Here is a 13,585-nt window from a genome sequence, read left to right on the forward strand (position 1 = left end):
TGTCTGTCCGCGTGGCAGGCGATTGGTCAAAATAAAACCTACATGTGAGTCCCCAATGTTTACACAACCCTTCACCAAGGGCGTTTCCCCTGTCGTTCCCCCACGGCTTGCCGCCGTCGCCGCATTGAGCCTGCTTTATCACCCCCATCTGGCGCTTGGTCAGTCCGCAACCGCAGAGACCCAACTCTCGGAGGTGGCGGTCACCGCCGTGGCGGGCGATGAGTCCGGTTTTTCCGCGCGACGGGCGGGCAGCACCAGCAAGTCCGATCTGCCCTTGTTCGAGACGCCTCAGTCCATCACGGTCCTGACCCGGGAACAGATGGATTCGCGCCAAGTCACCAGCCTGAGCCAAGCGTTGCAAGGGGTGGCCGGGGTTTCGGCGGGAAGCTACGGTCGGCGCGGTTGGGACGATTTCTATATTCGCGGCCAGCGGGCATCGGAGTCGGTTTACGTGGACGGGCTGCGGGTCAATCAGGGCAACTGGATGGCCAACGAAATTTTCGGCGTTGAGCGGGTGGAGGTGTTGAAGGGGCCGGCCTCGATCAATTTCGGCCTGGTCCAGCCGGGGGGCATGGTGAACATGATCAGCAAGCGCCCCAAGGCGGAGTCCTTCAACGAGGTCGGCGTGGGCGTGGGTAGCTATGGCTACAAACAACTGACCTTCGATCTGGGGCGTCCCCTTTCCGAGTCGGGGAAAAGCGCTTTTCGCGTGAACGGCATGATTTCCGATCAGGACGATCCCACCGATTTCGTGTATTTCAAAAACAAATATCTAGCACCATCCCTGTCTCTTGACCTGGGACCGGCGACCGACTTTGTCCTGCTGGCATCCTTCAATAATCGGGAGTATTTGCGGCAGCAAGGCTTGCCGCTACGGGGTAGTCTTTTCGCCAACCCGGCCGTGAGCATTTCCCGCAGCCTGTTCATGGGCGACCCCGGCATTGGTCCCTATCAGGCCAAGCAGGCGCAAGTGGGTTATGCCCTGACTCACCAGTTTTCATCGGGTTGGAAACTGCAACAGAACTTCCGCATTACGGAAATGGACATGCAGGGGCGTGGCGTTTTCTTGGGCACACTGGCGGCCAACGGCATCACCCAGAACCGCACCGGCACCTTGCAGGACGTGCACGAGAACTCCGTGGCCCTGGACAGCAATGTCGAGAAGGTTTTCAACATCCTCGGCCTGAAACAGACCGTGATGTTGGGCCTGGATTTGAATCGGGACAAGTTGCGCAACGCCACTACCAGCGGTTTCACTGTTGCTCCTCTGAATTTGAGCAATCCGGTTTACTACTCGGCAATCAGTTTCCCGACGACACCTACTTCTTTCAACACCACCACCATCAGCTACGCCGCTTTCTATCTGCGGGACCGGGTGGAGCTCAGCGATCGCTTGAGCCTCACCCTGGCGGCCCGTCAGGACTATGCGGACAATGAAGTGGAAAACCACCTGAAAAAAACCACCAGCAAGCAGTCCCTGTCCAAGACCACGGGCAACGGCGCGCTGATGTACCAGGCCACGCCCAATGTTGCCCCCTATATCAGCTACGCCACGTCCTTCCTGCCCCTCGGCGATACCGATGTGAACGGCCAGCAATTCCAGCCGGAGACTGGGCAACAGGGCGAGGCTGGGATCAAGTTTCAGTTCGACCAGGGGCGCATCAATGCCACGATTGCCCGCTATGAACTGACGCGGCAGAATGCGTTGGCGACTAATCCCAACAACACGAGTTTCAGTATTCAAACCGGTGAGCAGCGGACCAAGGGACTCGAAGCGGAAATCTCCGCCGACCTGCGCAATGGTTGGAGCTTGACCGGTTCCTGGTCCTACACCGATGCCCGCATCACCCGGGACACCACCCTGCCGATCGGGGCCCGCTTGCAGAATGTGCCGCTCCACAGCGCCAGCGTCTGGAGTAACTACCTATTCCGTTCCGGCCCCCTGCGCGGCTTCGGCTTCGGGCTGGGGGCACGGTTCGAGGGTAGCAAAACCAGCCCGTCGGTGACCTACAGCATTCCCGCCTACACCGTGGCCGACGCCAGCGTCAGCTACGAAGGCAACGGTTATCGACTGCTGCTGAGCATCAAGAACATTTTCGACAAGGAGTATTTCGCCGGGGTGCTGAACAACAACGTGATTCCCCTCGGTGATCCCCGCACGGTGATGCTGAAGACCGTCTTTAACTTCTGACACGGGCGGCACAAAGAAAAAGGGCATCCGATGGATGCCCTTTTGCCGCGCGACCGGGAGGTCGCAACCGGATCTGTGCTGATCAGGCGAAGTTGGCGCTGGCGAAGTCCCAGTTGGCCAGGGAAGCCAGGAAGGTTTCCACGAACTTGGGACGGGCGTTGCGGTAGTCGATGTAGTAGGCGTGTTCCCACACGTCGATGGTCAGCAGGGGCTTGCCTTCGCCGCTCTTCAGCGGGTTGCCGGCGGCGCCGGTGTTGACGATGTCCACGGAGCCGTCGTCCTTCTTCACCAGCCAGGTCCAGCCGGAACCGAAGTTGCCGACGGCGGAAGCCTGGAAGGCCTTCTTGAACTCGTCGAAGGAGCCCCACTTCTTGTTGATGGCGTCAGCCAGGGCGCCGCTGGGAGCGCCGCCGCCGTTGGGCTTGAGGCTGCTCCAGAAGAAGGTGTGGTTCCACACCTGGGCGGCGTTGTTGTAGATGCCGCCGGCGGGGGCCTTCTTGAAGATTTCTTCCAGACCCAGGCTTTCGTACTCGGTGCCGGCGATCAGGTTGTTGAGGTTGGTCACATAGGCTTGGTGGTGCTTGCCGTAGTGGTATTCGAAGGTCTCGGCGGAAATATGGGGTGCCAGGGCGTCTTGGGCGTAGGGCAGGGCGGGCAGGGTGAATGCCATGGTTCTTCTCCTGAGGGACTGTGTTGGGTTGGTTGGCGCTCGCGAGGAGCGGCAGCTCACGAGTGTAGTGGCGGTCGACGCCGATGACAACAGCGCAGGCCTATGGAGGTCATGGGCAAACTCAATTGCCCTTGGTTGTCTTGCTGGCTTTCGTTTCGGGCTGGATGCTGTCGATGCGGCCCTGGGCGCGGCCCCGGGCGAATTGCAGGTGAACGGTCGCGCCGGGGTGCAATTGGGCGGCGTCGGCGACCGGCTTGCCGTCGCCATCGCGGACGATGGCGTAGCCCCGGGCCAGGGTGGCTTCCGGATTGAGGGCGGCGAGGCTGGCGGCCAGTTGTGCCAGGGTCGCCCGTTGTTGTTGCAGATGGTTCTGGGTGGCGCTTTCCAGGCGGTTGGCGAGGCTGGCCAAGCGGGATGCCTGGCGCGATGGATCGGGACGGCGCCGCTGCAAGTGCAGGGCGAGGCCATGCACGACCTGCTCACTGCGGCGCAGGGCGGCACGGCTGGCGGCGGCCAGGCGGCCAGCCAGCAGGGCCAAGTGTTGCCGCGAACGGGCCAGGCGCTGGGCCGGATGCACCAGCCGCCGTTGCAGCCAATCCAGGCGCTGGTAGAGGCTGTCCAACTGCCAGGCCATGGCGTTTTTCAGCCCGGCGGACAACGCCGTTACCTCGGCGGCGGCGGCATGCCAGCCGGCGCTTGCCAGCTCGGCGGCAGCGGTGGGGGTGGCGGCGCGCAGATCGGCGGCGAAGTCGGCGATGGTGACGTCGGTCTCGTGGCCGACGCCACTGACCACGGGCATCGATGCGGCGACGATGGCCCGGGCCACGATCTCCTCGTTGAAAGCCCAAAGATCCTCGATGCTGCCACCGCCACGGGCCACGATCAGCACGTCGCATTCCTGTCGCGTCGAGGCGGCGTCAATGGCGGCGGCGATTTGCGCGGCGCTGCCCTCGCCCTGGACCAGGGTGGGGTAGAGGATGATCGGCACGTGGGCTGCCCGGCGCCGCAGGGCGGCCAGGACGTCGCGCAGGGCGGCGGCCTGGGGCGAGGTGACGATGCCGATGGCGCGGGGATAGGCGGGCAGGGGACGCTTGCGCTCCTCGGCGAACAGGCCCTCCTGCGCCAATTGTTCCTTGAGCCGGGCGTAGGCCTCGAACAGTCGGCCCAGGCCGCCCCGGCGCATTGCTTCCACATTGAGCTGGAAGTCGCCGCGGGGCTCGTACAGGCCGGCCAGGGCGCGGGCTTCCACCTGCTGGCCGTTCGCCAGTTGCCAGGGCAGCAACTGGGCGCGGGAGCGGAACATGACGCAACGCACCTGGGCGCCCTCGTCCTTGAGGGTGAAGTAGACGTGGCCCGACGCGGCCCGGGTCAGGTTGGACACTTCGCCCGCCACCCAGCACAAGGGCAAGGCCCGCTCCAGGGCCTGGCGGGCAAGGCGGTTGAGTTCGCTGACGGTAAGGGTGTCCTGGGCCATGACGCGGTGCACGATGAAGGAGGCCGGAATTGTAGGGCCAAAGCCCAAGGGGCCGGCACCCTGGGCGTCCCGGCGGGACCGCTTTCCCCGGATGCCGAACGATGGCCGGGGGCTCGTGGGATTGCCTCCGCCACCCCTTTGCAGGAATGCCCATTGACTATAACTATTGATATAGGATGGTTATTCCTCCGGCGAAAGTCATAGCGTTTCTGGCGCGGGGCCTTGTGACAGCTTGGTTACAGAATCGTGTCATCAATCCAGCAAAGTTTTCCACCGCCCCGGGAATGCTTTTTATGTTTTTGTCAAACAAATTTCACGCCCAGCGTGAAACCTGCGTCATTGCCGCTGTTTTTTCATAACCGTTTGATTTTTATAGAGTCATCGAGATTGCGCAATTTTGCGCCAGTTTGTGGCGAAGCCAAGCGGCAGGCCGGTTTAGCCGGGGCAATCCACTTCTATTCACACGTTTATCCACAGATTTTGTGGATAAAGCTACAGCCCTTCCGCGCCGTGCTTTTATGACGCTTCCATCGCCTATTCTTACAACCATGTCAGCTTCGGTTCCCGCCCTTTCCTCCTCCCTCGCGCTGGGTCTGCTCAGGGAGGCCCTCGACAGCCAATTGGTGGTGCGGGGGGCGGAACGGGCCCTGGCCTTGCTCGGTCCGGCCGATGCTTTTTGGCGCGACGTGCCCGCGGCGGAGTTGGATCGCATGGCCGAGGCCGGCAACGCCCGGGCCCAGGCGGAACTGGCCTGGCGCCACGCCAGCGGCCAGGGGGCAACCCAGTCCCACGTGCGGGCGGTGCTGTGGGCCACCCGCAGCGCCCAGGCCCAATGCGGGGCCGGAGAGGCGGTGTTGGGCTGGTTGATGTATCACGGCCACGGCCTGGCGGCGGACGTGGCGGAGGCTGCCCGCCTGTTCCGCTCGGCGGCGGAGCGCCAGGATCCGCGCGGGCAGACCTGGTTGGCCCTGTGCCTGTTACGCGGCGACGGCATGGCGGCGGACGTTCCCCGTGCCCGTCAGTTGCTGGAAACCATGGCCCAGCAAGGTATACGCGATGCCCAGTACTGGCTGGGCCGGATCTGGTATTTCGGCGAGGGCGGCGAGGTGGACTTCGTCCGCTCCGCCCATTGGCTCAAGGCCGCCGCCGAGCAGGGGGAGGCCAACGCCTGGGACCTGCTGGCCCGTTGCCGCTTTTTCGGCCGGGGCCTGGCGGAGGACCGGGCGGAGGCGGTCCGTCTGTGGACCCTGGCGGCGGAGCGGGATATCCCCGCCGCCCGCTATTGCCTGGGGCTCTGTCTGTACTCCGGCGAGGGCGTGGCCCAGGACGTGGGCGCCGCCGTGCGCCAGTTCGCCGAGGCGGCCAAGGCGCGCATTCCCGGTGCCATGTTTTTCCTGGGGCAGTGTCACTTCCAGGGCCACGGCGTGGACAAGGATATTGAACTGGGCTTGGCCTGGTTCCGCCGGGCCGCCGCTCAGGGCCACCGGGAAGCCCAGTTCGCCCTGGGCGAGGCCCATGCCTTCGGCCACGGTGGTTTGCCCCAGGACATGGAGGAGGCCGTGCGCTGGTATCGGGCCGCCGCCCGCCAGGGCCACGCCAAGGCCCAGCTCAAGCTCGGCCACTGCTATCGCTGGGGCGAGGGCGTGGCGGAAAACAAGGACCAGGCCCTGGCCTGGTATCGCCGCGCCGCCGAGGGCGGGGACGTGGCGGCCCAGGTCTGGCTGGGCGATTGCCATGAACACGGCGAGGGCGTGAAGCCCGACGTGGCGGCGGCGGTGGAGTTCTACCGCGCCGCCGCCGCGGCCGGCGATGTGCATGCCCAGGCCGAACTGGGGCGCTGTTACCTGCACGGCATCGGCACCCACATCAACTTGGCGCGGGGCGAGGAATTGTTGCGGGCCGCCGCGGAAGCGGGCTGGAAGCCCGCCCTGGGCGAATTGGAACGGTACTGGTTCGCCCGGGCCGAGGCCTTCATGCAAGGGGGCGACGGCGTGCCGGCGGACATGGAAAAGGCCGCGGTGCTCTACCGCAAGGCCGGCGAACTGGGCCATCGCCGAGCCGCGTTTCGCCTCGGCGAGTGCTACCGCCACGGTTGGGGCGTGGAACAGGACCCTGCCCAGGCGGCGCTCTGGTTCCGCCGTGCCATCACCCTGTTCGATGCCAAGGTGGCCCTGGGTGATCTGTATTACGACGGCCTCGGGGTGGAACAGAACCCGCGCGAGGCCTGGCGCTGGTACGAACAGGCCCTGGCCCAGCACGAGGACGCCTACGTGCTGTATTGCGTCGGTTTCTGCCTGCTCCACGGCCAGGGCGTGCGGCGCGACGGCAAGCTCGCCGTCAAGCATCTGCGCCGGGCCGCCACCCTGGGCGAGGCCAACGCTCAGTACGAACTGGGCAGCGCCTACTATCGCGGCGTGGGACAGAGCGTGCCGCGCAATCCCAAGCTGGCCCTGCGCTGGTTGCGCCAGGCGGCGGGCCTGGGCCACGAGGAGGCGCGCGCCTTCCTCGAACGCCTGGAGCAGGGCGCCGCGCTCAACTAGCCGCGCGTGGCTTCAGCCGTCGCGGCGGTCGCGACGGTTTTGCAGGAAGGTTCGGGTCGCCGGGTCGGTGCACAGGGCGATGGCGCGGTCGTAGGCCTGGCGGGCTTCCTGTCCACGGCCGCAATCTGCCAACAGCTGCGCGCGTAAGGCCCAGTGGGGCTGGTAGTCCTGGAGCGGGTGCGCGGGCAGGCGGTCGAGGGCGGCCAGCGCGGCCGCCGGTGATTCGGCCCGGGCCTGGACGGCGATGGCGGCAATCGCCGCGCCCAGGGTGGGGGCGATCGCGAGCAATCCCTGGTAGAGGGCGGTCAGGGCCGCCCAGTCTTCCCGTCCCGACAGCCGCCCTTGCATGTGGGTTTGTTGGATTGCCGCCTCGATCTGGAAACGACCGAGACGACCATGGCTCGCGGCCTTGGCCAGGAGCCGGTTCGCTGCTTGAAAAGTGGTTGGGCACCACTGGCCGGGATCCTGCGCCGACAGGGGTAAATACGCGGTCGGGGCGCCGCGGCTGGGGGGATGCCGTGCGTAGTGGTATTGCATCAAGGCCAGCAAGGCCAAGGCCTCCGGTTCCTCCGGCAACAGTTCCACCAGCAGCGCGGCGAGGGTGAAGGCTTCGCCACCCAGGGGGCCGAGGGATGCTGGAGCGCCGCCGCAGGTGAAGGCCGCATAAACGGCCTCGGCCACGGCCCCCAGGCGCTCGGGCAGTTCAGCGCTGGCGGGAATGGCAAAGGGGATGCGGGCCTTCTGGATTTTCTGCTTGGCCCGGCTCAGGCGCTGGCCCATGGTAGCCGGCTTGGTGAGAAAGGCGGAGGCGATCCGGCCCGCGTCCAGGCCGAGGACGGTTTGCAGCATGAGTGGACTGCGAATGCCGGGGTCGATGGCCGGGTGGGCGCAGACGAACATCAGCCGCAAGCGTTCGTCCGGGAAGCGGGCGCCTTCGTCCGCGTGGACCATGGCCTCCGAGGACAGGGCCAGCCAGTCGGCGGCGTAGGCATCCGCCACCTGGCGATGCCGGGCCTGGTCGATCAGGCGCCGCCGCGCCACCGCCAGCAGCCATGCCTCGGGACAACGCGGCACGCCGCTCTGGGGCCAGTGTTCCAGCGCCGCGCAAACGGCATCGGCCAGGGCGTCCTCCGCCCCAGCGATGTCGCCGCTGCGGGCGGCGAGAAAGGCCACCAGTTTGCGCGAGGCCTGGCGGACGGCGATAGCCGCCCGCTCCTCGGCCTGTTCGGCGGCCTCGGGGTCGGGCGAGGGATCAGCCACCGTCCTGGGGCACATTGGGGCGGACTTCGACCACCACGCCGGGACGGGGAGGGAAGCGGGCTGCCCACTTCAGCGCCGCGTCGAGGTTGTCGGCCCGGATGATGAAAAAGCCGCCCAGTTGCTCCTTTACGTCGATGAAGGGACCGTCCTGGACCAGGTGCTTGCCGTCCTGGAAACGGATGGTGGTGGCCGTTTCCGGCCCTTGCAGGCCGGCTCCGCCGACGAAAACGCCGGCTTCCTTGAGGGCGGCCAGATAGTGCATGGTGCCGGACCAATAGTCCTGGGCGAGGGCCGGGTCGGTGCGGGAGGCAAAGCCCTCCGGGGTTTCGTAGATGGCGATGGTGTATTGCATGGCGGACTCCTGAGTGTCATGGGGAGACGGACCGACCGGTAGGCCGTCCATCATGGTCATGACGATGGGCGACCATCCTTTTCGACAGGGGGCGGTGAATTTTCTTTTTGTTTTTGCCAGGCCAGGTACACCGCCAGGGCGGCGTGGGCGTCGTTGGCGGCGTAGAGGATCTGGCCCGGGGTGTAGGGCAGCCGCGCCCAGTTGGTGGTGGAAATCTTTTTCGACTTTTGCAGTTTCTGGCCGAGAAAGTGGGCCACGGCCGTCCTGGCGCCGAAGTCCTGGCGCTGGATGCCGCGCAGGGCGATGGACAGATCGACCACGCCCCGCATCTGGATGCCGTATTTGCCGGCGAGGCGCTTGAGGTCGTCCTTGAGACCGAAGCCCACCTTGAGGATGCGCTCCGATTCGAGCAGGGGCTTGAGCAGGTCACCGTCGAAGCGGGCGGTGAGGGGGAACAGCCAGGCCCTATCCAGCGCCGCCAGTTGCAGCAGATGGGGACCGGTGGATTCCTCCCCCTTGCGGAAGGTGGGTTTGGACTCGGTGTCGAAGCCCAGCACGTCGCAGTCCATCAACGCGGCCATGGCCTGGGTTGCGGCGGTTCCCTCCACCAGTTGCACTTGTTCCAAGCGTAGGCCCGGGTAGGGAGGGAGTTCTGGCGGGGCGGTGTCGATGCGGGGGGTATCCATGATGGGAAGGGAGTGTAGCCTTGGTGACGGAGGATACAGAGCCGCGTCCCGGCGGCCCTTGAAATACAACCATTAGAATATACTTATATATGAACTCATTCCGCTCAATCGCCGACATGCTCTTCCGACCGACCTTTTGCCTCTTGTCCGCCCTGGTGCTGGGGGCCGCGCTTTCCCCTGTTTGGGCAGGCGAGCCTTTGCGCGGCCAGCAAGTGGTGCTGCGCGCCGTGGATCGCACCCTGGCCGCCGAGGCCACGGTGGAGGCGGTGCGCCAGGCCACCGTGGCGGCCCAGGTCAATGGTCGGGTGCTGGAGGTGCGGGTCGATGCGGGCAGCCGGGTCAAGGCCGGTGAGGTGTTGATGCGTATCGACTCCCGGGAAGCGGCGGAGGGCGCGGCGGCGGCCCAGGCCCAGTTGATCCAGGCCCAGGCCCAATACGAGCGCACCCGCAGCCTGATGGAAAGGAAGTTCGTCAGCGCCGCCGCCCTGGACAAGGCCGAGGCCGACTACAAGGCGGCGAAGGCCATGGCGGCCCAGGCCGGCGTGGGGGCGGGCTACGGTACCATCACCGCGCCCATGAGCGGCGTGGTGGGCCTGCGCCTGACCGAAATGGGGGAAATGGCGGCACCGGGCAAGCCCCTGATGACGGTGTTCGATCCCCGCAGCCTGCGGGTGACGGCGGCGGTGCCCCAGCAGCAACTGGCGGAAATGAAGGGCGCGAAAAGCGGCCTGAAGGCGCGGATCGAATTCACGGAAAACGGCAAGTGGCTGGACGCGGTGCGGGTCGAAGTGCTGCCGACGGTGGATGGCCGCACCCATACCGCCACGGTGCGCGCCTATCTGGCGGACAACACCGAGGGCGTCGTCCCCGGCGCTTTTGCCCGTCTGCACTTGGTCACCGGCAAGGCCGAGAAACTGCTGGTGCCTGCTGGCGCAGTGGTGCGCCGGGGCGAGGTGACCCTGGTGTATGTGCTCGACGGCCAGGGCCAACCGCGCCTGCGCCAGGTGCGCCTGGGCGAGACCATGGCCGATGGCATCGAGGTGCTGGCCGGCATCGCCAGTGGTGAAACCGTGGCATTGGAACCGGTGAAGGCGGGCATGGCGGCGGTGAAGAAATGAGTCATTCCGCGCCTGGGCAGGAACGTTCTTCCCTCGGCCTGTCGGGCCGCTTGGCCGACTTTTTCCTGCACCATCCTTTGACGCCCCTGGTGGCGGTGGTGGCGCTGTTGCTGGGCCTCTTTGCCACCCTGATCACGCCCCGGGAAGAAGAGCCCCAGATCGACGTGACCATGGCCAATGTGCTGGTGCCTTTCCCCGGCGCCTCGGCCAAGGATGTGGAAAGTCTGGTGGCGCGACCGGCGGAGCAGGTGCTCTCCCGCATGGCGGGCATCGACCATGTGTTTTCCGTCTCCCGCCCCGGCATGGCGGTGATCACCGTGCAGTTCCAGGTGGGCGTGCCCAACCAGACGGCTCTGGTGCGGCTCTACGACACCATCCATTCCCATCAGGACTGGCTCTCGCCGAATCTGGGCGTCGGCCAGCCCATCATCAAACCCAAGGGCATCGACGATGTGCCCATCGTGGCGCTGACCTTCTGGAGCCGCGATCCGGACAAGTCGGCCTTCGAGTTGCAGCAGGTGTCCCGCGCGGCGGAGATCGAACTCAAGCGCATCGGTGGCACCCGGGACGTGGAAACCATCGGCGGTCCCGGTCATGTGATTCGCGTCGCCATGGACACCGAGCGCATGAACGCCCACGGCGTGACGGCCCAGGATCTGCGAAACGCCTTTCAGCTTTCCAACGCCTCGCAACCGGCCGGCAGTCTGGTGAGCGGCGGCAAGGAAGTGCTGGTGCAGACCGGCACCTATATCGAATCCGCCGCCGACGTGAAGGCCCTGGTGGTGGGCGTGCAGAACGGGCGGCCCATCACCGTGGCGGACGTGGCCAAGGTGATTGATGGGCCGGATCAGCCGAGTCGTTATGTGTGGTTTGGCCTTGGTCGAGGTGCAGCTACCGTTCGCCCTGAGCCTGTCGAAGGGCGGGAAAATGGCGATGCATTCCATTCATGCTTCGACAAGCTCAGCACGAACGGAGTTGGGTGCGAGAGTCCAGCCGTGACGTTGTCTATCTCCAAGAAACCCGGCGTCAACGCCGCCGATGTGGCGGAGGCCGTCATCGCCCGGGCCGAGGGGCTCAAGGGCACGGTGATTCCCGAGGGCATTGAATTCACCGTGACCCGCAACTACGGCGAAACCGCCACGGACAAGGCGCAAAAGCTCATTGGCAAGCTGGTGTTCGCCACCTCCTTCGTCGTGCTCTTGGTGTTGTTTGCCCTGGGCAAGCGGGAGGCAGTGATCGTCGGCACGGCAGTCACCCTGACCCTGGCGGCCACCCTGTTTGCCTCCTGGGCCTGGGGCTTTACCTTGAACCGGGTGTCCCTGTTCGCGCTGATTTTTTCTATCGGCATTCTGGTGGACGACGCCATTGTGGTGGTGGAGAACATCCACCGCTGGCAGGCCCTGTACCCGGAAAAGACCCTGCTGGAGATCATCCCCGGTGCGGTGGACGAGGTGGGCGGCCCCACCATTCTGGCCACCTTCACGGTGATCGCCGCCCTGCTGCCCATGGCCTTTGTCTCGGGCTTGATGGGGCCGTATATGAGCCCCATCCCCATCAACTCCTCCATGGGCATGTTCATCTCCCTCGCCATTGCTTTTGTGGTGACGCCCTGGCTGGCGTTGAAGCTGATGAAGCACGGCCACCATGGCGGTGACGATGCCAAGGATCAGAAACTGGCGGGCAAGTTGGATGCGCTGTCCCAACGCATCATGACGCCGCTGCTGGGGGCGGCAGGCAGCGCCAACCGGCGCAAGCTCTGGCTCGGCATCGGGGCTGCCATCGTGATTTCGGTATCCCTCGGCGTGTTCAAGCTGGTGATCCTGAAAATGCTGCCCTTCGATAACAAGAGCGAATTCCAGGTGGTGCTGGACATGCCCGTGGGCACACCCCTGGAAGAAACCGCCCGGGTGCTGCGGGAAATGTCGGCGGTGCTGGCCGAGGTGGAAGAAGTGCGGGACTACCAAGCCTATGCCGGGGTAGCCAGCCCCATCAACTTCAACGGCCTGGTGCGCCAGTACTACCTGCGCAGCAACCCGGAAATGGGCGACATCCAAGTCAATCTGGTGGACAAGCACCACCGCAGTCGCAAGAGCCACGAGGTGGCCGTGTCCATCCGCGACAAGGTGCTGGCGGTGGCCAAGGCCCATGGCGGCAACGCCAAGCTGGTGGAAGTGCCTCCCGGGCCGCCGGTGCTATCGCCCATCGTGGCCGAGGTGTACGGCCCCGACTACGACGGTCAGATCACCACCGCCAAACAGGTGCGGGCGGCTTTCGAGGCCACGCCGGACATCGTTGGGGTGGATGACACCATCAGCGCTCCGGCGGACAAGGTGGTGCTGCGGGTCTCCCAGGCCAAGGCCGCCCTGGCCGGTGTGGCCCAGCGGGACATTGTGGACGTGGTGCGCATGGCGCTCTCCGGCGAGGACGTGACGCCGGTGCATGACGGGGAATCGAAGTACGAAGTGCCGGTCCATGTGGTGCTGCCCGCCGAGCGGCAGGACAACATCGACCAGCTCCTGCGCCTGCGGGTGCGGGCCAGCAGCGGCGCCTTGGTGCCGGTGTCGGAACTGGTGGAAGTGAAGAAGAGCCGCCGGGAGCAGGTGATCTATCACAAGGATCTGCTGCCCGTGGTGTACGTGACCGGCGACATGGGCGGGCGTTTGGACTCTCCCCTGTACGGCATGTTCGGGATACGCAGCAAGCTGCCCGCAGGACTGGACGAATACTTCATCCACCAACCCAAGGACCCCTACGCCGCCTACGCCCTGAAGTGGGACGGCGAGTGGCAGATCACCTACGAAACCTTCCGCGACATGGGCGCCGCCTACGCCGTGGGCCTGGTGCTGATCTATCTGCTGGTGGTGGCCCAGTTCGGCAGCTATCTGGTGCCGCTGATCATCATGGCGCCCATTCCGCTCACCATCATCGGCGTGATGCCCGGTCATGCCCTGTTCGGCGCCCAGTTCACCGCCACCTCCATGATCGGCATGATCGCCCTGGCGGGCATCATCGTGCGCAACTCCATCCTGTTGGTGGACTTCATCAATCAGCAGGTGGCCGAGGGCGTGGAGTTCGCCACGGCGGTGATGCGCTCGGCGGCCGTGCGGGCCAAACCCATCGGTCTCACCGCCCTGGCCGCCATGCTGGGGGCGCTGTTCATCCTCGACGACCCCATCTTCAACGGGCTCGCCATCAGCCTGATCTTCGGCATTCTGGTGTCCACCGTGCTGACCCTGGTGGTGATCCCGGTGCTGTATTACGCGGCCATGAGAAACCGCATCCCCCACCCCTAAT

At 65.5% G+C, this 13,585-nt stretch carries 9 protein-coding genes; 4 read left to right on the forward strand and 5 right to left on the reverse strand.

Going from position 1 to position 13,585, the window contains the following annotated elements:
• Positions 1 to 55: 55 nt before the first annotated feature.
• On the forward strand, positions 56 to 2,191 hold the full coding sequence (locus ACYQ2U_RS02970; protein WP_459948841.1) for a TonB-dependent siderophore receptor: 2,136 nt from the start codon (positions 56 to 58) through the stop codon (positions 2,189 to 2,191).
• Positions 2,192 to 2,273: 82 nt separating this feature from the next.
• Here ACYQ2U_RS02970 and ACYQ2U_RS02975 read toward each other — a convergent pair whose 3' ends face one another.
• Positions 2,274 to 2,861, reverse strand: coding sequence for a superoxide dismutase (locus ACYQ2U_RS02975; protein WP_459948842.1), 588 nt, complete (start codon positions 2,859 to 2,861; stop codon positions 2,274 to 2,276).
• A 121-nt stretch (positions 2,862 to 2,982) separates the two neighbouring features.
• Positions 2,983 to 4,335 (reverse strand): exodeoxyribonuclease VII large subunit, encoded by a 1,353-nt coding sequence (gene xseA, locus ACYQ2U_RS02980; RefSeq protein WP_459948843.1) that lies wholly within the window; start codon positions 4,333 to 4,335, stop codon positions 2,983 to 2,985.
• A 548-nt stretch (positions 4,336 to 4,883) separates the two neighbouring features.
• On the opposite strand from xseA, the gene ACYQ2U_RS02985 reads away from it, so the two are divergent.
• Positions 4,884 to 6,875: a tetratricopeptide repeat protein gene (locus ACYQ2U_RS02985; RefSeq protein ID WP_459948844.1), complete on the forward strand. Its 1,992-nt coding sequence runs from the start codon at positions 4,884 to 4,886 to the stop codon at positions 6,873 to 6,875.
• A 12-nt stretch (positions 6,876 to 6,887) separates the two neighbouring features.
• Here ACYQ2U_RS02985 and ACYQ2U_RS02990 read toward each other — a convergent pair whose 3' ends face one another.
• The 3 genes from ACYQ2U_RS02990 to ACYQ2U_RS03000 are packed head-to-tail and all read right to left on the reverse strand — an operon-like array spanning position 6,888 to position 9,173.
• Complete coding sequence (locus ACYQ2U_RS02990) at positions 6,888 to 8,135, reverse strand: RNA polymerase sigma factor (RefSeq protein WP_459948845.1); 1,248 nt, start codon at positions 8,133 to 8,135, stop codon at positions 6,888 to 6,890.
• Positions 8,128 to 8,487: a YciI family protein gene (locus tag ACYQ2U_RS02995; RefSeq protein WP_459948846.1), complete on the reverse strand. Its 360-nt coding sequence runs from the start codon at positions 8,485 to 8,487 to the stop codon at positions 8,128 to 8,130. Before ACYQ2U_RS02995 ends, ACYQ2U_RS02990 begins: the two co-directional genes overlap by 8 nt.
• Positions 8,488 to 8,543: 56 nt before the next feature.
• Positions 8,544 to 9,173 carry a 3'-5' exonuclease gene (locus ACYQ2U_RS03000; RefSeq protein ID WP_459948847.1) on the reverse strand — a complete coding sequence of 210 codons (630 nt, stop codon included), beginning with the start codon at positions 9,171 to 9,173 and terminating at the stop codon, positions 8,544 to 8,546.
• A 116-nt stretch (positions 9,174 to 9,289) separates the two neighbouring features.
• Between ACYQ2U_RS03000 and ACYQ2U_RS03005 the strand changes: the two genes are divergently transcribed.
• The gene (locus ACYQ2U_RS03005) at positions 9,290 to 10,291 is read left to right on the forward strand and encodes an efflux RND transporter periplasmic adaptor subunit (RefSeq protein WP_459948848.1); all 1,002 of its coding nucleotides are present in this window, start codon (positions 9,290 to 9,292) and stop codon (positions 10,289 to 10,291) included.
• The gene (locus ACYQ2U_RS03010; RefSeq protein ID WP_459948849.1) at positions 10,288 to 13,584 is read left to right on the forward strand and encodes an efflux RND transporter permease subunit; all 3,297 of its coding nucleotides are present in this window, start codon (positions 10,288 to 10,290) and stop codon (positions 13,582 to 13,584) included. The genes ACYQ2U_RS03005 and ACYQ2U_RS03010 overlap by 4 nt, the downstream gene beginning before the upstream one ends.
• Position 13,585: the final 1 nt, after the last annotated feature.

The organism is Denitratisoma sp. agr-D3, from assembly GCF_054658675.1.

Bases quoted from the DNA above. Each gene is read 5' to 3' on its own strand.
- ACYQ2U_RS03005 (WP_459948848.1), top strand. From the start codon at position 9,290: ATGCTCTTCCGACCGACCTTTTGCCTCTTGTCCGCCCTGGTGCTGGGG.
- ACYQ2U_RS02970 (WP_459948841.1), top strand. From the start codon at position 56: ATGTTTACACAACCCTTCACCAAGGGCGTTTCCCCTGTCGTTCCCCCA.
- ACYQ2U_RS03000 (WP_459948847.1), bottom strand. From the start codon at position 9,173: ATGGATACCCCCCGCATCGACACCGCCCCGCCAGAACTCCCTCCCTAC.
- ACYQ2U_RS02975 (WP_459948842.1), bottom strand. From the start codon at position 2,861: ATGGCATTCACCCTGCCCGCCCTGCCCTACGCCCAAGACGCCCTGGCA.
- ACYQ2U_RS03010 (WP_459948849.1), top strand. From the start codon at position 10,288: ATGAGTCATTCCGCGCCTGGGCAGGAACGTTCTTCCCTCGGCCTGTCG.
- xseA (WP_459948843.1), bottom strand. From the start codon at position 4,335: ATGGCCCAGGACACCCTTACCGTCAGCGAACTCAACCGCCTTGCCCGC.
- ACYQ2U_RS02985 (WP_459948844.1), top strand. From the start codon at position 4,884: ATGTCAGCTTCGGTTCCCGCCCTTTCCTCCTCCCTCGCGCTGGGTCTG.
- ACYQ2U_RS02995 (WP_459948846.1), bottom strand. From the start codon at position 8,487: ATGCAATACACCATCGCCATCTACGAAACCCCGGAGGGCTTTGCCTCC.